The 19493-nt window shown below is 66.7% G+C and carries 10 protein-coding genes; 8 read left to right on the forward strand and 2 right to left on the reverse strand.

Going from position 1 to position 19493, the window contains the following annotated elements:
• Positions 1-128: 128 nt before the first annotated feature.
• The 5 genes from ABZ004_RS15745 to ABZ004_RS15765 all read left to right on the forward strand — a co-directional run bounded on the left by ABZ004_RS15745 (position 129) and on the right by ABZ004_RS15765 (position 7614).
• Positions 129-827, forward strand: a complete 699-nt coding sequence (locus ABZ004_RS15745; RefSeq protein WP_355680553.1) for an RNA polymerase sigma factor — start codon at positions 129-131, stop codon at positions 825-827.
• On the forward strand, positions 820-1986 hold the full coding sequence (locus ABZ004_RS15750; protein ID WP_355680554.1) for a CU044_5270 family protein: 1167 nt from the start codon (positions 820-822) through the stop codon (positions 1984-1986). The genes ABZ004_RS15745 and ABZ004_RS15750 overlap by 8 nt, the downstream gene beginning before the upstream one ends.
• Before the next feature lie 90 nt (positions 1987-2076).
• The gene (locus ABZ004_RS15755; protein ID WP_355680555.1) at positions 2077-5550 is read left to right on the forward strand and encodes a S8 family serine peptidase; all 3474 of its coding nucleotides are present in this window, start codon (positions 2077-2079) and stop codon (positions 5548-5550) included.
• A 153-nt stretch (positions 5551-5703) separates the two neighbouring features.
• Positions 5704-7131, forward strand: coding sequence for a rifampin monooxygenase (rox, locus tag ABZ004_RS15760; RefSeq protein ID WP_355680699.1), 1428 nt, complete (start codon positions 5704-5706; stop codon positions 7129-7131).
• Positions 7132-7167: 36 nt separating this feature from the next.
• Positions 7168-7614, forward strand: coding sequence for a helix-turn-helix domain-containing protein (locus ABZ004_RS15765; RefSeq protein ID WP_355680556.1), 447 nt, complete (start codon positions 7168-7170; stop codon positions 7612-7614).
• A 54-nt stretch (positions 7615-7668) separates the two neighbouring features.
• Here ABZ004_RS15765 and ABZ004_RS15770 read toward each other — a convergent pair whose 3' ends face one another.
• Complete coding sequence (locus tag ABZ004_RS15770) at positions 7669-8163, reverse strand: SRPBCC domain-containing protein (RefSeq protein ID WP_355680557.1); 495 nt, start codon at positions 8161-8163, stop codon at positions 7669-7671.
• A 251-nt stretch (positions 8164-8414) separates the two neighbouring features.
• On the opposite strand from ABZ004_RS15770, the gene ABZ004_RS15775 reads away from it, so the two are divergent.
• The 3 genes from ABZ004_RS15775 (at position 8415) to ABZ004_RS15785 (ending at position 13710) form a co-directional block, all read left to right on the forward strand.
• Positions 8415-10415 carry a hypothetical protein gene (locus ABZ004_RS15775; protein ID WP_355680558.1) on the forward strand — a complete coding sequence of 667 codons (2001 nt, stop codon included), beginning with the start codon at positions 8415-8417 and terminating at the stop codon, positions 10413-10415.
• Between the two features lie 41 nt (positions 10416-10456).
• Positions 10457-10876 (forward strand): hypothetical protein, encoded by a 420-nt coding sequence (locus ABZ004_RS15780; RefSeq protein WP_355680559.1) that lies wholly within the window; start codon positions 10457-10459, stop codon positions 10874-10876.
• Positions 10877-11208: 332 nt separating this feature from the next.
• Complete coding sequence (locus tag ABZ004_RS15785; protein ID WP_355680560.1) at positions 11209-13710, forward strand: DUF3516 domain-containing protein; 2502 nt, start codon at positions 11209-11211, stop codon at positions 13708-13710.
• Here the strand turns inward: ABZ004_RS15785 and ABZ004_RS15790 are convergent, their stop codons facing one another.
• Positions 13711-19428 (reverse strand): RHS repeat-associated core domain-containing protein, encoded by a 5718-nt coding sequence (locus tag ABZ004_RS15790; protein ID WP_355680561.1) that lies wholly within the window; start codon positions 19426-19428, stop codon positions 13711-13713.
• Positions 19429-19493: the final 65 nt, after the last annotated feature.

Below are 19493 nucleotides of genomic sequence, written 5' to 3' on the forward strand. Positions count from 1 at the left end.
CTGTCAGCGGGGTCGAGAAGGGTTCTGGGGACATCGGACAAGAGCAGAGTGAGCCGACCGGCAGCGCCGCTGCCACCGGGCCTGAGTCGACCCAGGATCCGGACACCGCCGGCCGCGTGAGGAGCCCGATGACGCCCGACATCGCCCTGGCGACGCTTGCGTTGCCCGGCCGGCCGATAGCGCCCCGATCCACGCCGACCCCGTCCGCCGGAGACCGGGTACGTGACAGGGATCACATCCGCGAAGTCAGTGATGCCAGTGCCGAAGAAGACGGCCTGACCCTGGAAGCGTCGGTGCGCGAGCCCGACCGGTTCACGGCGATCTTCGACCGGTACTTCCCGCAGGTGCACTCGTACGTCGCCCGCCGGCTCGGCACCGATCTCGCCGACGACCTGTCGTCGGAGACCTTCCTGATCGCCTTCCGCCAGCGCGACCGGTTCGACCGCGGCAGCGGCGTGGTGCGCGCCTGGTTGTACGGCATCGCCACCAACCTGATCCGCCGGCACCGCCGCGACGAGCTCCGGGCCTGGCGGGCGACCGCCAAGTTGCCGCTGCCGCTGCCGGCACCCGGTCACGAGGAGCGCGTCGCCGCCCAGGTCACGGCCGAGGCGACGAGTCGCCGGCTGGCCGCGGCGCTGGCGAAGGTGTCCGCGAAGGACCGCGAAGTACTGATGCTGGTCGCCCTCGGTGAGCTCACCTACGACGAGGTCGCGGCCGCACTGGGGATCAAGTACGGGACGGTCTGCTCACGGCTGTCCAGGGCTCGGCGCGTCGTGCGCGAGAGCCTGGGCACCATCGATCCGACCGGGGGCCCCGACCATGACTGATCACAAGGACGACTTCGAGACGATCCGGTCCGCCTTCCCCGAACAGCCCGGGCCGTCGGCGGAGGTGATGGCCGAAGCTCGCCGCCAGGTGCAGGACCTGGTCCGCGCGGAGCTGACCGGGCCGCGCCGCAATCGGTTGCGCGAGGCAACCAGATCCAGCCGGATCGGCATCGCCGTCACGGCGGCGACGGCGGTCGTCGCGGTGACGGCGCTGTCGGTTCCGCTGCTGCGCTCGATGGGTCCGGACGACGGATCCGACGCGGTTCCGGCACCTGGCACGAGTTCGCAGGCTCCTCGATTGACGGCCGCGAGCAGGGCGCTGCTCGACGCCGCAGTACGGCAGGAGAAGAACGAGAAGGTCGCCGGCAAGTACTTCCGGGTCCGGAGCCTGCTGATCAACACGGGCAACCTGGAGGTCGGCAGCCCGAAGTACAAGTTGCAACGGCGGCAGATCACCGAGAGCTGGATGCCGATGAAGCGTGGCGTCGAGTCCTGGTTCGGCTGGGTCGACCTGGGCTCGCGGCCGGCGACCGTCGACGACGTCGCGAAGTGGCGGGCGCAGGGCTCGCCGACGTCGTGGCAGCTGCGAGAAGACCACACGCCGACGCTGATGGCGCCGGGTCAGGCGGTCGTGAACAAGATGTCCTTCGAGGATGTGCCGCCCGGCTACTACCTGAACGACGAGAAGCCGCTGACCGCCCAGCAGATCGAGGCGCTGCCGACCGATCCGGAGCAGTTGCGGAAGGTCCTCAGCAAGAACGTCCGGCCGGAGGCGAGTCGGCAGGAGATCGACTACGCCGTCTTCAGCAACGCCGGCCGATTGCTGTTCGAGATGCCGTCGCCACCGAAGCTGCGTGGTGCCGCCCTGCGAGTGCTCTCCGAACTGCCGGGGACGACGCTCAAGGAGAACGTCAAGGACCCGCTAGGTCGGATCGGCACCCAGATCACCATGGCGATGACCTGGCAGAACGAGGGCAAACCGATCGCCTCGCCGACCGTCCTGACCGGCGGCGGCAGCAGCTTCATCATCGACCCGCAGACCGGGCGGCTGCTCAGCTCCGCGTTCGGCTACCGCGGCAAGGGCACCGGCGTCACCGTCGTACTCGAGTCCGGCTGGACGGACGACCGCCCGACACCCCCTAGTAAAAAAGCAAGCTAAAACGTCCCCTTTTCTTGGCCGACGGCCCGCTGTGTGGGCCGTCGCCTTGCTTCACCCTGCCCGGGAACCGCCATTTCTGAGAGGTGAACCTTGTCCCGACTCCGCAACCGCGGGATCGCCGCCGCTACCGCATCCGCCCTGGTAGCCGTCATCGCCTACGGCCTGCCCGCTGCCGGCAACCAACTCGCAACCACCGCTTCAGCCGGTACGCCGGTACGCCCGGCCGCCGTCGCGCCACTCACCATCACCCTTGTCACCGGCGACAAGGTGATCGCGAGCCGCGGACCCGGCGGCACCTTCAGTACCGAGGTGCGTCCCGGCCCGGGTCGCACCGGGATGGCCTTCCACAAAGTTGCTCTTGACAACCAGCAGTTGGTCGTCCCGCTGGATGCCGTCCCGCTGATCGCCTCGGGCGTCGTCGACCCGCGGCTCTTCGACGTCGCGTTGCTGGCCGAGCTCGGCCTCGACGACGCCTCCGCGCCACGCCTGCCGCTGCTCGTCCAGTACGACGGGCAGGCGCGCGCGGTCCGATCGGCCCTGCCCGAAGGCACGGAAGTGAAGCGCGAACTGCCCTTGGTCGACGCGGTCGCGATCGGGCAGGAACGGACCCAGGCGGGCGACCTCTGGCAGAACTGGCTCAACAGCCCGCAGGCGCACCGGCGTACGGGACTGGCCGGAACGGTCAAGAAGGTGTGGCTGGACGGTGGGATCAAGCCGAACCTGGACCGCAGCGTGCCGCAGATCGGCGCACCGGCCGCGTGGGCGATCGGTGCCACCGGCAAGGGTGTGAAGGTCGCGATCCTGGACAGCGGGTACGACGCGACGCACCCGGATCTCAAAGGCCGGGTAATCGCTACCAAAGGCTTCACAACGGACGACGACGATGTTGTTGGGGAGGGGAAAGACCATGGGGGTGGGGACGTGGATGCCGATGTGGTCGACCGGATCGGGCACGGTACTCATGTCGCCTCGACTGTCGCGGGCAGCGGAGCCGCTTCGGGTGGACGCTATCGGGGCGTCGCTCCGGACGCCGATCTGCTGATCGGCAAGATCTGCGGCGATCGCAACTGCGAGACCTCCGACATCATCGAGGGAATGGAGTGGGCGGCCTCGGAGGGCGCCCGCGTCGCGAACCTCAGCGTCGGTGGTGGTCCGACCGACGGCACCGACATCATCGCCGAAGCGGTGAACAGACTGACCGCAAGCTCAGGCACCCTCTTCGTCGCCTCGGCCGGCAACTTCGGTGCCGAGTCCAGTGTCGGCAGTCCGGCCGCCGCCGACGCGGCACTGGCCGTTGCCTCGGTGACCAAGTCCGACACCCTCTCCACCTTCTCCAGCAGAGGTCCGCGCCTCGGCGACCTCGCCGTCAAACCGGACATCGCGGCACCTGGCGACCGCATCGTCGCGGCCCGCGCAGCCGGTACGCCGCTCGATCCGGTGGCGATCAACCCTTCGTACGCCGAACTCTCCGGTACGTCGATGGCCGCGCCGCATGTGACCGGTGCTGCGGCATTGCTGGCTCAACTGCACCCGACTTGGAAGGCCGCCGAGCTGAAGTCGGCGCTGATGGGATCGGCCTTCGATCTCGAAGGGGTCGGGGTGTTCGCCCAGGGCGCCGGCCGGGTCGATGTCGGCCGGGCGATCAAGCAGCTGGTGACGGCGTACCCGAGCAGTCTCAACCTCGGGCTGCAGAGCTACCCGCACACCGACGACGAGCCGATCACCAAGCAGGTCACCTATCGCAACGACGGACCGACGCCGGTCACGTTGTCGCTGGATGTCCAGGCATCCCGGATCTTCAAGCTGAGCAGGACTTCGCTGCGGGTTCCGGCACACGGCAGCGCGACCGTCGAGGTCACCGTCGACACATCGCGTACCGCAGAAGGTCCGCACGGCGGCTGGTTGATTGCGCTGGGCAACGGCCGGACGATCCGGACCACGATCGGCGTCGGCGTGGAGGTAGCGAGCTACCAGCAGAAGATCGAGATGCTCGACCGCACCGGTCAACCCGTCGTGAACGACGACACCAGCGTCGGCGCGGCGTACCTGCTCGACGTCGACCACCGTCAGCTCTATCTGGTCGGGGCCGGCGACACGATCCGGCTGCCGCGCGGGCGCTATCTGGTCGACGCGTTCCATGCGAAGTTCAATCCGGGTGGCCAAGGCTTCGGTGACGTGACCTACTTCGGCGAGCCCGACCTGATCGTCGACCGGGACGGCCCGATCGTGCTCGACGGGCGCAAGGCGCACCAGGTCGCGATCAAGGCGCCGGTCACCGACGCTGCCGCGGCGGCCGGTGGGATCGGCTTCGCCCGGCCGGTCGGCGACCTCACCTACGTCGGTGGCGTCGGCGTGAACAACTCGTTCGAACCGGGCTACTCCCCCGCGCTGTACGTCGTACCGAACCAGACCGGATCGGCGAAGAACTTCACCGGCTTTGCCCACCTCGCCTGGGCCGGGATGCCCGACGGGCAGTCGCCCGAGGGCGACTTCTACCTGGACAGTCCATACCTGTACCACGACGTCGCGGTGTGGCCCGGGAGATTCCCGGAGAAGCCATCGTTGATCACCAAGCCCGGCGACTACGCGCATCTCGACGCGTCGTACGCGGGTGAGCCGGGGACTCGCGCGAACAACTACGGCTACCCGACATTGCCGAAGCCCGACGCGGGCGGGCGCTGGGTGGGGTTGTTCCTGTTCACTCCTGCGGTTGAGATGAACCTGCCCTTCCATCGCGATGAGTACTACTCGGCGAAGGGGGTCTCGTGGGCCTTCGAGACGGAGGTCTGGCGGCGGTTGCCCAACCAGGACATCGAGTACACGGCGGTGGTCGACTCTCAACACATCGCTTATCCGGCCGGCCGCAGTACGGGGATCCGTTGGCAGCAAGGGGTTTTCGGGCCGAGTTTGCCTGATGCACGCGGCGGGCTTCCGGGGCGCGATCGGCAGCCGTGGACTTCCCGGGACGGTGACAGTTTGACCGTGGTCGTGCCGATGTACGCCGATGGTGGACCGGGCCGGTTCGGTGATGCGCTGGTGGATTCGGAGCACACTTCGATAAGCCGGGACGGCGTGGAGATCGGGTCGTCGGATTCGCCGAAACAGCAGACGTTCGCGTTGCCGGCCGGCGATTCGGCGTACGTGCTGAAGAAGGAGGTGAAGCGGTCGCCGGAGCGGTACAAAGTGTCGACCGAGATCAGCGCCGAGTGGACCTTCCGGTCCCGCCGTACGCCGGACGGAGTGGCGACGCCGCTGCCGTTGATGACTGTGCGCTACTCCCCTGCGTTGGACGACAGGAACCGGGCGGCCGCGGGGCGGTTCGAGGTGCCGTTCAGTGTGGAGCGTCAGTTCGGGGCACCGGATCGACCCGTCGTGTCGGCGTCTTCCGAGGTCTCGTTCGACGGGAAGACCTGGCGGACAGTCCCGGTACGGCGTACTTCGCGCGGCTGGATCGCCACGATCGACCAGCCTGGTAGCGGATTCGTCTCGCTGCGCACCGTTGCGAAAGATGCCGTGGGCAACCAAGTGCGGCAGACGATTCTCAAGGCGTACGAGCTGAACTGACGCGAAAGGGAGAGGAACGATTAGTTCCTCTCCCTACCCAAGGTATAACCCATGGGGGGACTTGCCGCAACCCCCGAATTCTCCGGAGAATCACTGCCCGTAGCCGGAATCGCCGGCTGCTGATTCAGGGGATCGGGGTTCCTTTTGTTTGACGTGATCATTGCGGGTGGCGGACCGACCGGCATGATGCTCGCGGCCGAACTGCGGCTGCACGACGTCCAGGTGCTGGTGCTGGAACGACTCGCGGAGCCGTCGCCGATCGTCCGTGCGCTCGGTATGCACGCGCGGACGGCGGAGGTGCTGGACCAGCGGGGGCTGCTGGACCGGTTCGAGGCACTCGGCACGAAGTATCCGATCGGCGGCCAGTACGGGTTCTTCGCCGGCATCACGAAGCCGGCGCCCGAGCTGGACACCACTTACCCCTACACACTCGGGATCTTCCAGCCCATCACCGATCGGCTGCTGGCCGAGCATGCTGCCGAGGCCGGCGCCGAGATCCGGCGTGGTGCCGAGGTGGTCGGGCTTTCGCAATCTCCGGATGCGGTGACAGTCGAGTTGGCCGATGGTAGTCAGCTGCAGTCGCGTTGGCTCGTTGGTTGCGACGGCGGCCGCAGTACGGTGCGGAAGTTGCTCGGCGTCGCCTTCCCTGGCGAACCGGCGACCTGGGAGACGTTGCTCGGTGAGATGTCGTTGACCGCGTCGCTCGACGAGGTGATGGCGGTGAACACCGAGGTGCACAAGACGCAGCGGATGTTCGGGGCGATGCCGCTCGGCGACGGGGTGTACCGCGTCGTCGTACCGGCTGCTGGGCTGGCCGAGGATCGTCAGGTCGCGCCGACGTTCGAAGAGTTCCAGCAGCAGATGCAGGTGACGGCCGGGACCGATCTCGGGATCCACTCGCCTCGGTGGTTGTCGCGGTTCGGTGATGCGACGCGGTTGGTCGAGCAGTATCGGACCGGTCGGGTGCTGCTGGCTGGGGATGCGGCGCACATTCACCCGCCGCTTGGTGGGCAAGGGTTGAACCTTGGTGTGCAGGATGCCTTCAACCTCGGCTGGAAATTGGCCGCGACGGTGAAGGGATGGGCACCTGAGGGATTGCTGGATACGTATCACGACGAGCGGTATCCGGTCGCGCAGATGGTGCTGGACAACACCCGGGCGCAGACGGTGTTGATGGATCCGGCGCCGGGGCATCAGGCGATGCGCCGGTTGATGACCAAGCTGATGGACTTCGAGGACGTGAACAAGTACCTGATCGAGATGATCATGTCGGTCGGGATCCGTTACGACTTCGGGGACTCCGAGCATGAGTTGGTCGGGCGGCGGCTGCGGGATGTGGAGCTGAAGCGCGGGCGGCTGTTCGAGCTGATGCACGCTGGGCGCGGGCTGCTGCTTGACCAGAGCGGTCAGCTGTCTGTCGAGGGTTGGGCGGATCGGGTCGATCTTGTGGTCGATGTGAGTGAGGAGCTGGGCTTCCCGGCGGTTCTGCTGCGGCCGGATGGCCATGTGGTGTGGGTGGGTGACTCGCAGGAGTCGATGGTGCCTCAGTTGTCCCGGTGGTTCGGAGCCGCTTCGCGCTAGCATGATGCAAGTGGGCTTCGGAGGGAGTTGAGGCGGATGCTGGGGCGGGCTTACGAGCGGGAGAATTGTTCGGCGGCGCGGGCGCTGGAGGTGATCGGCGAGCGCTGGAGCCTGCTGATTCTGCGGAACGCGATGTATGCGGGGTCCCGGCGGTTCAACCAGTTCCAGCGGTCCTTGGGGATCGCGACGAACATTCTCCAGGCCCGGCTCGAGTGGTTCATCGAGAGCGGGTTGATGGAGTTGCGGGCGGCCGCGGACGGCGTACAGGAATATGTTCTGACGGCCAAGGGGCAGGATCTTGAGCCGGTGATTTTGGCGTTGAGTGCGTGGGGTGATCGGTACGCCGCTCCGGAGGGGCCGCCGATCAGGTATCAGCATGCGCAGTGTGGCGGGGCGATCCGGCAGCACTTGGAGTGCGAGACCTGCCACGAGGCACCCAAGCCTGGCGCCATCATGGCGACGCCTGGACCTGGAATGTCCTAGCAAGCAGCGGGCCCGGATCTTCATCCGGGCCCTGCTGTTTGTGGCGTGTTGTTTTCAGGCGGTGAGGGCTTCGGCGGCTGCGCGGGCCCGGGGGGCGGTCTCGGCCTCGCCGGCGTGGGTCTCCGGCTTGCCCTTGCCCTCCTCGGCGAGCAGGCGGAGGCTGTCGCGGACGAAGAAGGCCCAAGCGTTCGAACAGACGTCGTAGCACTCGAGCTCCGGCACCAGCCCGTACTGCGTGAAGGTGACCGCGGTGCCACCGTCGACGGGGGTGAGGTCGAAGACCATCCGGTCGCCGACCCACTCGCTCTGGTCGTTGACGAAGCTGAAGTTGTTCTCGAGGACGAGCCACTCGACCCGGCTGTCCGGGGTCACCTCGGTGACCCGGAGCCGGATCTTGTGCAGACCCTCGACCTCGAAGCCGAACTCGTCACCCGGTGCGGCGGTCGGGCCGTCGATCGCCTGGTTCCACCAGGCGCGGGTGTCGAGGATCGCGGCGAAGACGTCGGCCGGCGTACCGGCGATGGTGGTGGTCATCGTGAAGTCGCTCATGGTCTTCTCTCTTTCGCTGCTGATTGGACTTGCGTGATGCAAGTGACTCTAGAACAGGTCACCCCGATTGCGCAACCTTTGGTTGCATGTGAGTTTCTGGTGAACCCTGCATTCACTGTCTGGTGGGGCTCGCTCACTGTCTGGTGGGCGGGCGGGTAGGTGACCGCGGCGGCCGGGTCGTTGGGTCGCTCCGTGCTGGACGGATGGGACCGGGCCCGGGTACAACGGTCCCCAAGGGGAGGGGACGCGCTATGAAGCTGCGTTGGGGGATTTTCGCTGTCGGCTGCCTGCTGGCGGGCGTGCTGCAACCGATCGAGGCCCAGGCTGTCGATCCGGGAGCGGCCTGGACGTGGGGCGGCAACGGGACAGGTCAGCTGGGGAACGGGACGACGACCAACCGATCATCCGCGGCGGCGCTCAACTCGCTGACCAACGTGCTCGAGGTCGAGGCGGGCCGCGAGCATTCCATCGCGTTGCGCTCCGACGGGACGGTCTGGACCTGGGGCTTCAACGAGATGGGGCAACTGGGCGACGGAACCGTGACCAATCGGCTGTCGCCGGTGCAGGTCGGTGGCCTCAGCAACGTGGTCGACATCGCGGGCGGGCACTATCACAGCCTTGCCCTGCTCGCGGACGGGACTGTTCGCGGGTGGGGGTACAACTCGTTCGGTCAGTTAGGCAACGGCGCGACGACGAGCGCGCAGCGAACTCCGGTCGCGGTGAGTCCGCTGACCGACGTGATCGCGATCGCCGGCGGACGCGACATGAGCTACGCGCTGCGCTCGGACGGCACGGTCTGGGCCTGGGGCCTGAACGACACCGGGCAGCTGGGCGACGGCACGACAACGATGCGTACGCGGCCGGTGCGGGTCGGGTCGCTGACCGACATCACCGCCATCACGGGCGGGCGCGACCACGGGTTGGCGGTTCGCTCCGACGGAACGGTCTGGGGTTGGGGCGACAACACCCAGGGCGAGGTCGGCGACGGAACACTGACGAACAGGTTGTCGCCTGTGCAGGTGAGCGGCGTTTCGGGCGCGGTGGAAGTTGCCGCCGGCGCCTATCACTCCCTGGTGCGGTTGAGCTCCGGGCTCCTCCGATCCTGGGGGTCGAACACCGAGGGACAATTGGGTGACGGCACGACGACCCGCCGTACGACGTCCGTGGCAGTGACCGGGGTGACCGGGGCAACGGCGATCGCAGCGGGCCGGCAACACAGCGTCGCGGTGGTCGCAGGCGGAGCACTGCGGGCGTGGGGATGGAACACCAGCGGCCAACTCGGCGACGGCACCCTCGTCAACCGGACCACCGCCGTCACGGTGGGTGGAATCACCGGGGTCGCTGATGTCTCGGCAGGGCGGGACCACACGATCGCCATGGTTCCTGCAGTGGTGAGTGAACCTGATACGACTCCGCCTTCTGCACCAGGCGTTCCGGCTGGGGTGAGCAACTCGAGTTCGACGATCAACCTGACATGGGCGGGATCGACGGACGACATCAGTACTTCGTTGCGCTACCGGCTCTTTGAGGACTCCCCCACGAATCAGGTGGCTGAGGTGACTTCCTCCGCGTCCTCGGTGAGCTATCAGCGGACCGGGCTCACGGCCGGGTCGACGCATACGTACTGGGTGACGGCATTGGATGCCGCGGGCAACGTTTCCGCCGAGAGCGAGGCGTCCTTGCCTATCACGGTCCAGGAGGCGTCGTCGGCGATCTACTCGACGGACTTCACCGATGGGCTCACCGGGTGGACGAACACCGGGCTCACGGTGGACTCGAGCCAGGGCGCAACGGCTCCCCCGAGCGTGCGCGGCAATCCCACGGCGGCTCGCGCATCGGCGTACCGGATGTTGGGGGCCAGCTATACGAATGCGTGTTTCAGCACGAAGATCCGGGCTGCGTCGGTGGGGGCGAGCATTGATCTGCTGCGCTTCCGGACGGCGACGGATGGCGGCATCATCCGCGTCTACCTGGACGCCAACCGGGTGCTCTGGCTGCGCTCCGACGCGGCCGGGACGCAGCGCTCCTCCGGCGTCACGGTCCCCCTCAACACCTGGCAGACCGTCGAACTCTGCGGCACCGTCGGCACCGCCACCACCTGGACCCTCTACCTCAACGGCACCCAACGCGGCACCCCGTGGACCGCCAACACCGGCACCACCCCCATCTCCCGAATCCAGCTGGGCGACACCGCCGCCAAAACCTGGACCATCAACTTCGACGACGTGGTGATCGACCAAACCCCGGGCTAAACCAGAGGCGCCGGCGCGACCCGGCGGGGACAATCCGGACCATGCTGCTGCTCGTGCCGTGTGATCCGCTGAACCCCCGCCGGGTCGATCCCCACTTCAAACCGCAGGCTGATGCTGCCCGCTCGGCTGGGGTCGAGGTCGCGCGCATCGACCACGACGCGCTCGATCGGCCGGCCGATGCTGTCGCTGGAGTACCGGCTTCGGAGGATGCTGTTTATCGAGGCTGGATGATGACGGCTGCGCAGTACTCGGATTTTGCTGCTGCTTTGGCCGGCCGCGGCGTACGGCTGAGGACGTCGCCTGCGTCGTACCAGACAGCTCACGAGTTCCCCGGCTGGTACGACGTACTACGCCCGCTCACCCCCGAGTCGGCCTGGACCTCGGGCGCGGATCTCTCCGGTCTGGAGGTCAGCCGGGGTGGGGGCCGAGCCACCGTGGGTGGTCGTGCTGGGGCTGGATAGGCGAGGTGGGATGGGAGATGCAGGGCGAGACGGCGCCGAACGCCAGCATTTCCTGTCGATCGGGACATAGGGCGGCTGTTTGTCTGGCATGTGGCTCAGCGGCTCGGGATGTCAGGGGCTAGGCGGTGGACGGTGCTTAGCTCGTTCGACGAAGGCGGGTTGAGTGCGGCCGGTGGAGGGGTTTTCGGCCACTGACACGGTTATTTCGCGGTGTCGGGCGAATATCGGGTCAGTGGCCCACTCACCGGGGGGAGGTCGGCTGGATCTCGGGGTGCCGGGCAGGGTCAAGCGGGTGGGCGGTGGGGTGGTGGGGATGCGGGAGAATGGGGGGGATGACGCTTACTGAGATGTTGCCGGGGACTGTTGGGCCTGATGCGCTGTATGACGCGTTTGCGGCGTGGGTGGGTGAGCAGGGGATTTCGTTGTACCCGGCGCAGGAAGAGGCGTTGATCGAGGTGATGACGGGGGCCAACGTCATTTTGTCGACGCCTACCGGGTCGGGGAAGTCGCTGGTGGCGACCGGGTCGCACTTCGCGGCGTTGGCGAACGGGGTGCGGACGTTCTACACGGCACCGATCAAGGCGCTGGTGTCGGAGAAGTTCTTCGCGCTCTGTGACATCTTCGGGGCGGACAAGGTCGGCATGCTCACCGGCGACGCGTCGGTGAACGCCGGGGCGCCGATCATCTGCTGTACGGCGGAGGTGCTGGCGAACATCGCGCTCCGGGAAGGATCGGACGCCGACGTCGGCCAGGTGGTGATGGACGAGTTCCATTTCTACTCCGAACCCGATCGCGGCTGGGCCTGGCAGGTGCCGCTACTGGAGTTGCCGAAGGCGCAGTTCATCCTGATGTCCGCGACCCTCGGTGACGTCGAGCGGTTCAAGATCGACCTGAACCGGCGTACCGGCCGACCGACCTCGATCGTGTCGTCCGGCGAGCGCCCGGTTCCGCTGATCTACAAGTACGTCACCACTCCCCTGCACGAGACGCTCACCGAGCTCCTCGTCACCCACCAGGCACCGGTGTACGTCGTCCACTTCACCCAGGCGTCCGCCCTGGAACGCGCCCAGGCGCTGACCAGCATCAACGTGGCGACGAAGGAGGAGAAGGACAAGATCAAGGAGCTGATCGGGCACTTCCGGTTCAGCCCCGGCTTCGGCAAGACCCTGCAGCGGCTCATCATGCACGGGATCGGTGTCCACCACGCCGGCATGCTTCCGAAGTACCGGCGGTTGGTGGAGCAGCTCGCGCAGGCCGGTCTGCTGAAGGTGATCTGCGGCACCGACACCCTCGGCGTCGGGATCAACGTCCCGATCCGCACGGTGCTGTTGACGGCACTGAGCAAGTACGACGGACGCCGGCAGCGGATCCTCAAGGCGCGTGAGTTCCACCAGATCGCTGGTCGCGCAGGCCGCGCCGGGTACGACACGTCCGGCACCGTCGTCGTCCAGGCGCCGGATCACGTCGTGGAGAACGTCAGGCTGCTCGCCAAGGCCGGCGACGACCCGAAGAAGCAGCGGCGGGTGCAGCGGAAGAAGCCGCCGGAGGGATTCGTCACCTGGGGCGAGGACACCTTCGACCGCCTCGTCGCGGCCGAGCCCGAAGCGCTGCAGAGCAGGATGCGGGTCAGCCACGCGATGCTGCTGAACGTGATCGCCCGCGACGGCGACGCGTTCTCCAGCATGCGACACCTCCTCCAGGACAACCATGAGGACTCCCGGGCGCAGATCCGGCTGATCCGCCGCGCGATCCAGATCTACCGCACGCTGCTCACGGCCGGCGTCGTCGAGCGCCTCGACGAACCCGACGAGTTCGGCCGGACGCTCCGGCTGACGGTCGATCTGCAGAAGGACTTCAGCCTCAACCAGCCGCTGTCGACGTTCGCGCTGGCCGCCCTCGACCTGCTCGATCCCGAGGACCCGACGTACGCGCTCGATGTCGTCTCGATCATCGAGGCGACCTTGGAGGACCCGCGCGCGGTTCTGCTCGCGCAGCTGCACCACGCCAAGGGCGAGGCCGTGCAGGGGATGAAGGCCGACGGCATCGAGTACGACGAACGGATGGAGCTGCTCGAGGAGATCAGCTGGCCGAAGCCGCTCGAAGAGTTGCTCGAGGCAACGTTCGAGATGTACCGGCAGACGCACCCGTGGATCGCCGACGCCGGGTTGTCGCCGAAGTCTGTCGTACGGGACATGTTCGAGCGGGCGATGACGTTCGGCGAGTTCATCCAGTACTACGGGCTCGCGCGCTCCGAAGGCGTCGTCCTGCGGTATCTGTCCGACACCTACAAGGCGCTCCGCCAGACCGTCCCGCCCGACAAGGTCAACGAGGATCTCACCGACCTGATCGAGTGGCTCGGCGAGGTGGTCCGGCAGACCGACTCCAGCCTGCTCGACGAGTGGGAGGAGCTGACCAACCCGACCACCGACGAGATCGTCGCGCCGGTCCCGGCCGGCCCGCGCCGGATCACCTTGAACAGCAGGGCTTTCCGGGTCCTCGTCCGCAACGCGATGTTCCGCCGCGTCGAGCTCGTCGCGCTGCACCGCTGGGCCGAACTCGGTCAGCTCGACCAGGAGTCCGGCTGGGACGCGGGCCGCTGGGCAGAAGCCGGTACGGCGTACTACGCCGAGCACTCCACCCTCGGAACAGGACCGGCCGCCCGTGGACCGGCCCTGTTCATGGTCGAGGAGCACCCCGGCTACTGGGAGGTCCAGCAGATCATCGACGACCCCGAGGGCAACCACGACTGGCGCATCACCGCCACCGTCGACCTCGACGCCTCCGACGAAGCCGGCGCCCTAGTCCTAGAACTCGTCTCCTTCAAACCCCTCTAGTCACCCGGCGTATCCCTTGCCCGCGATCCAGGTGGCAAGGTTGTCGGTGGTCATCCAGTACTGGTAAACGCGGTTCACGTCCGCCGAGTCGTAGATGTGCGCCTTGTTGCCGTAATCGTCGTAGCCGACGATGGTGATGTAGTGCCCGCCGTACTGGTGGTAGTCGCCGTCGGTGTCCTGGGCGGCGCCGATCGTCACGTTCGCCACGATCGGACGGTTGGCGTTGATGTCGGTCACGATGTCAGCCTTGAGCCGATCGATGTGCTCCTGGTCGGCCTTGCTCCCGGGGATGTCCTTGGCTTCGTAGAAGGTCGTGTTGAGCCTGGCGTTGAGGAACGGAACGATGTTGCCGCCGATCGAGTCCGTTCCGTTGGTCGTGGTTCCCAGCGGCCCGTAGAGGTCCGACTCGTCGTCGACAACCACACCTTGCGCATCCAGGGCCACCCGGACTGCGGCCGGTCCGCAGGAGTAGTCGAGGTGTTTCTGCTGCCCGTAGTTGTGCCAGTTGTTGCGATCGCATTTCGCGTCGCCCTTGGAGCAGTCCAGGCCGGTCCGGTCTGCATTGCTCACCGGGTTGTTGGCCGCATACGTGTACCGGTTCAGGCCGATCGTGTCGTCGCCGTCGATCACTGGGTTCGGCGAGATGAAGCGGCCAAGCTCCGGGTCGTAGTACCGGGAGTGCAGATACAGCAGCCCGGTGCTGTCCTCCTGACGTTGCGCGGTGAACCCACGGGCCTCCCTCGTCAGCGGGCCGGTTACCGAGAGCACCTTTCCGAAGGCGGCGTACTTTTTCCGGTGCACCTCGTTGCCCGAGGCATCCGTCACTGCCTGCACAGAGCCCTGCTGGTCGGTGTGCACCCAGTACTTCGTGCTGCCGTCCACCCGCGCCACCAGCTGCCCGGCCACAGAGATGTACTTCGTCGCCGTGCCACTCGCGACCTCCACCTCGTAGTCGTCGCCCAGGTAACGCCTGGTGATTCCACCCTCCACGGACTGGATCCGAGCGCCTTCGCCGTCGTAGGTGAAGGTGGTGGTGCTTCCGCTCTTCGTCACCGAGGCCAGCCGGTTCTCACCGTCCCAGGTGAGCGTGCGCCCACCACCAGCGGTCATCAGACCTGCTGCGTCATAGGTGTAGCTATTGGAGCCCGCGGTCGCCACGGCATGCGGCCGAGAGGCCGAGTAGGTGTAGGAACCCAGCCGCGAGTTCGACGTGATGTTGCCGGTGCCGTCGTAGGCCGTTGTCTGGCCGGCCGCACCGGTCGAGGCAGTGAGCTGCTCCGCCTCGTCGTACCCGTAGGTCCAGCTCTCGCCGGCGAACGGGCTGGTCACCTTGGTGACGTTGCCCTTGGCATCACGCGTGTAGTTGTTGTCCTGTACTGCGGTACCTCCCGCCATCGTCGTGATTCCAGTCACCCAGCCGCGTTCCGGGTCGATTGCGATCGTGGTTGCCGTCCCGTTGGCGTTGTCCAGACCGACGAGCTTCCCCGCTGCCGTGTAGCGCGCGGCAGTCACGACACCCGGGATGGACACCAGTCGTCCGGCTCCGTCGTACCGCAGCGGCGCTGCCTCGGTGCCAACGGTGTAGCCGTCGGGATACGTGGTCCAGAGTGGCCGGTCTCCCGCGTCGAAGCCGTACTCGAACGTGTAGGCCGTACCGTCGATCGTTCGGACAGACTTGGCGACCCGCCCCGCGTTGTCGTAGTCGGACGTCCTGGTCCCGGCCGAGTCAGTCAGCGTGGTGAGTTGACCGACGTTGTAGTAGCCCGACCGGGCTTGGTCATAGGTCCAGGTCGAGGTGACTGACGACGCAGTACCGGCTCTGCTGGTCTGCGACGTCTTGCGGCCGAGTGCGTCGTAGCTGAAGGTGGTCCGCTGGTTCTTCGCGTCCGTCTGGGCAGTCAGTCGCCCGGCGGCGTCCCACTCGTAGGTGGTGACTCCTGAGTCCGGGTCCACCACCTTGGTGGCATTGCCGTTCGAGTCGCGGGTGTAGGCGATCACGTTGCCGTCGGGATCGGTCGACTGCACCAGGTTGTCGTTGCCGTCGAACACGTAGGCCGCAGTACGGCCGATGCCGTTGACCTGCTCCGTACTGGCCACGCGCTTGTCAAAGGCATTCACCTTCTCTGTGACCGCGTGTCCACGCTCGTCCGTCTCTGTGGTGGACCAGAGGCCGTAGCTCTTGGTCTGGGCGGCGCCGCCCGGTGCGGTCACCTTCGTAATCCGGTCGAGGGCGTCGTAGGCCGTCACTGTCGGGTAGGTAGTCGGCTGTGGTTGGCCGGAGACCCAGTAGTACTCCGCTGTCTTTGCCCCGACCAGTCCGCGGGCGTTGAACGTGGTGTCGACATAGATGTCCCCGGTGGCGGCGTCCGGCCCCTTGGTCGCCGTACGCCAGGTCCGTTGCAGACCATCGATGTAGCGGCGGTTCCACTGCGGAGTGCCGTCAGCCGGCGGACGCTCGGTTTGCACGTACTGCGTAGCCGCGTCGCCCACGTTCACCCAGGAGTACCGCTCGAACTTGCCGCCCGGCTCGGTCATCTCAGCCCGTCGGCACAGGGCGTCGTACGAGACCGTGGTGTCGAGGTTGCCGGGCTTGCGTACCAAGGTCGGTGCGGCGCAGGTGACGTCCCAGGCTGCTGTGACCTGCTGGGACAAGGCGTTTGTCTCCGAGGTCTGGAACTGGTGATACGTCGAGTCCCAGGCAAGTGTGGTGCGCGCACCGAGCTGATCGATCAACGCGGTCACATTGCCGAAGGTGTCGTACTCCTGACGCGTATCGGCGTACGAGTTGGTCGTCGAGAGCCACTTGCTGTTCCTGGTCTCCAGCCCCTTCGAGGGCGCCTGCTTCCAGTCGGGAGCGCTGTCGTAGTAGCTGCGCGTCTCAGTGAGCTTGGCCCCCGCAGTACCGACTCCCTGGTACTTCGTCACCACTGCCGGCTTGTTGACCACGTACGCCGAGGTGTTGGGTACGAACGTGGTTGCTGTCGTGCGCTCGTCACCGGCGAGCTCGTTGTCGCCGTGCTCCACCAGCTGCGTCACTTCGCCGTACGAGTTGTACTCCTGGCTGGTGTACTTTCGCTTGCAGTCCGCACCCGGGCAAGCCGTGCCGTCTCCGGCGTAGCTGTACTCCCAGGTGCCGGTGAGTAGCGAGGTCCGCGGCAGAGCGCTGTTGTCGGTGGTGTAGTCCTGCACCGTTGCCGCGAGCAACTTGCCGTCACCGGTACGCCGTTCGCGTCGCTCCGGCAGGCCGACCGATGCCAGGTCCTGCCGGAACCAGGTCTCCGTGTACGGGCAGGCTGCTTCACCCACGTTGCACGGTGCGGTCTCCCGCTGCTGCCGGAACCCCAGGAATTGCCGTTCGGACCAGTCGTAGGCACCACCGGTGTAGCTGTACTGCGTAGTCGCCGTGCCGCCGCGACCGTCGTCAACAGTCACCGCTGTAGCGGTCTGGACGATCTGCCGGTTGGTGGTGTTCGACCACTCGGACGACGGCTTGTAGCTCACCGAGGTCTTGGCGCCGTACTCGTTGGTGCGGGACGCGAGCGCGTCCGGAGCCGGTCCGCCGATCTTCCAGATGTTGCGGGCCTTGCTGAGCCCGAAATTCGCCGCATGGAGCTCGACCATCTCGGCGAGCCCGTCACCGTTTACGTCCATCCCCAGGAACTCGCTGGTACAGACGCCCTTCTTGTCACAGTTGTAGGTGCCCATGGTCGGATCGCTGACACCCAGCGCGAAGCCGGTGCCGGTGGACAACCAGATCCGGCGCTGCGTCGACAACCCGAGGAAGCCAGGTGCGAGCTCCACCAGGTCTGTCCGCTGATCCCCGTTCACGTCGATCGCGAGTTGTTGGGAGCTGTTGCCGTTCGGCATGGCCGTGTCCGTGCTGGCCAACGTGAAGCCGTAGCCGGTGGAGATCCAGGCCCTGCGGGTATAGCTGGTCAGGAACGGATAGAGCTCGACCATGTCGGTCTTCTCGTCTCCGTTGAGGTCCATCATCAGGAACCGGCTGCCGCTGCCGTCCGCACCCGGCGGGCTCCAGTTGATGCCGCTGTCGCTTGCTCCGGAGACGAAGCCGGTACCGGTCGAGAGCCAGAGGTGGCGGCCGCCGACGCCGAGCAGCCCTGGTGAGAGCTCGAGCAGGTCCGTCCGGCCGTCCCCGTTGAAGTCGCCGGCGCGGAACTGCTTGCTGTCGTCGTAGGAGATCCCGGTGTCATTGGAGGCGCGGGTGAAACCATTGCCGTTCGACAACCAGGTGGCACGGCAGTAGTGCACCGGGAAGATCCCGCACGAGTAGAGCTCCAGTACGTCGGTCCGCCCGTCACCGTTGACGTCCATCGAGAGGAAGCGCCCGTTCTCGTCGTACCGGCCGGTCCAGTTGCCGGTAGCGGCCGCCTTCGTGAAGCCGGTGCCGTTGGAGATCCAGAGCCGCCGGCCCCAGCCGAGGCCGTTGGGGTAGATCTCGATCAGGTCCGCCTTGCCGTCACCGGTGACGTCGCCGGTGAGGAACCGGCTCTCGACATGCAGTGGCAGGTCGTTCGCGGTGGAGGCGAGGGTGAATCCGGTGCCGTTCGAGATCCAGGTCTTGCGCTGGAAGACCGTGAGGTTCGGATACAGCTCGAGCAGATCGGTCCGGCCGTCGCCGTTGACGTCCAGCTCGAGATGCCTGGCGTCGGTGCTGCCGCCCATCGTCGTGTCGGTCACGCCCGGGTCGAATGCGATCGTGCCGTTCTTGTAGGCGTTCGTGGTCGCGGGCAGGCTGGTACCGCCGGTGATCGTGCCGGTGGCGTCCACGACCGCGTCCTTGCCGAACTGCTGCACACTCGACAACAGCGATCGCGCGGTGGCACCACTGGTCGTGTAGGTCAGCTTGTACGCCCGGACCCGATTGCCTCCGACAGTCACGTCGACTGTCTTGATCCGGCCGAGCACAGTGCTGAGTCCGTTGCCGACGGCTTGCTGCTCGGTGTCGGGCCGCGTCTCGTAGTACAGCTTCACTGTCGTGCCGTTGTAGGTGATCGAGTCGAGTGATTCCCAGCAGCAACCGAACTGGTTACTGGCCCAGTTGTAGGTGACGGTGTTGCCGACCGTGTCGACTACCTGGCTCAGGCCCCAGCGGAACACCAGGTCCGTGCCGGTGGTGTACACGGGTGCGTAGATCCGCCTGGTGCCGTCCTTGGCGGTGACCGTCCAACGACTGGCCGAGCCTGTCCCGCTCAGCGCGATGCGTGAGTAGCTCTCGTTCTTGGTCGAGTGCGTGCCACTCGTCGTACAGCTCGGGCTGACGCTGCCGGTCGCACACGGGACGAACTCCTGGCCGTCGAGCAGGTAGATATCGGTTGCGTCGTACTTCGGGGCGCCGCGATTGACGCCGGCCCGCTCGATCTCCGCTACCCCGGTCAGACTCCAGCCCACGCCGGCCCAGCTGTTCTCTTCGGCGGACTGGTAGGTCAGCGACAGGTCCGGAGCGATCTGGTGGAAACCGGGGACCTGGAGCGGGATCTTGTCGCTGAAGGTGCCGTGGGTGTCGACCTTCCAGGTCTTGTCCGGGACCTGGGGGTCCGATGGCTTGGCGACGTCGGCCAGCGGGGTTCGCTGATCCTTGTCAGGCTGGTCAGCGCCGCCGGACGGCTTGGCGGCTCCGGCGGTGGTGACGGTGACGGCGAACACGGCGACTGCCGCGACGGCTCCGCGCAGGGCGCGGCGAACACGCTGCGATTTCATCGACCAGACTCCTTGGGCGGTGGGAGTCCGAGGCCGCCATCGACACTTCCCCCGGTGACCTCAGG

Source organism: Kribbella sp. NPDC006257 (assembly GCF_040613535.1).
Classification (GTDB): Bacteria; Actinomycetota; Actinomycetes; order Propionibacteriales; family Kribbellaceae; genus Kribbella.

Coding starts and splice junctions, on each gene's coding strand:
- ABZ004_RS15785 (WP_355680560.1), top strand. CDS start 11,209: ATGACGCTTACTGAGATGTTGCCGGGGACTGTTGGGCCTGATGCGCTG.
- ABZ004_RS15775 (WP_355680558.1), top strand. CDS start 8,415: ATGAAGCTGCGTTGGGGGATTTTCGCTGTCGGCTGCCTGCTGGCGGGC.
- ABZ004_RS15750 (WP_355680554.1), top strand. CDS start 820: ATGACTGATCACAAGGACGACTTCGAGACGATCCGGTCCGCCTTCCCC.
- ABZ004_RS15780 (WP_355680559.1), top strand. CDS start 10,457: ATGCTGCTGCTCGTGCCGTGTGATCCGCTGAACCCCCGCCGGGTCGAT.
- ABZ004_RS15790 (WP_355680561.1), bottom strand. CDS start 19,428: ATGAAATCGCAGCGTGTTCGCCGCGCCCTGCGCGGAGCCGTCGCGGCA.
- ABZ004_RS15770 (WP_355680557.1), bottom strand. CDS start 8,163: ATGAGCGACTTCACGATGACCACCACCATCGCCGGTACGCCGGCCGAC.
- ABZ004_RS15765 (WP_355680556.1), top strand. CDS start 7,168: ATGCTGGGGCGGGCTTACGAGCGGGAGAATTGTTCGGCGGCGCGGGCG.
- ABZ004_RS15745 (WP_355680553.1), top strand. CDS start 129: ATGACGCCCGACATCGCCCTGGCGACGCTTGCGTTGCCCGGCCGGCCG.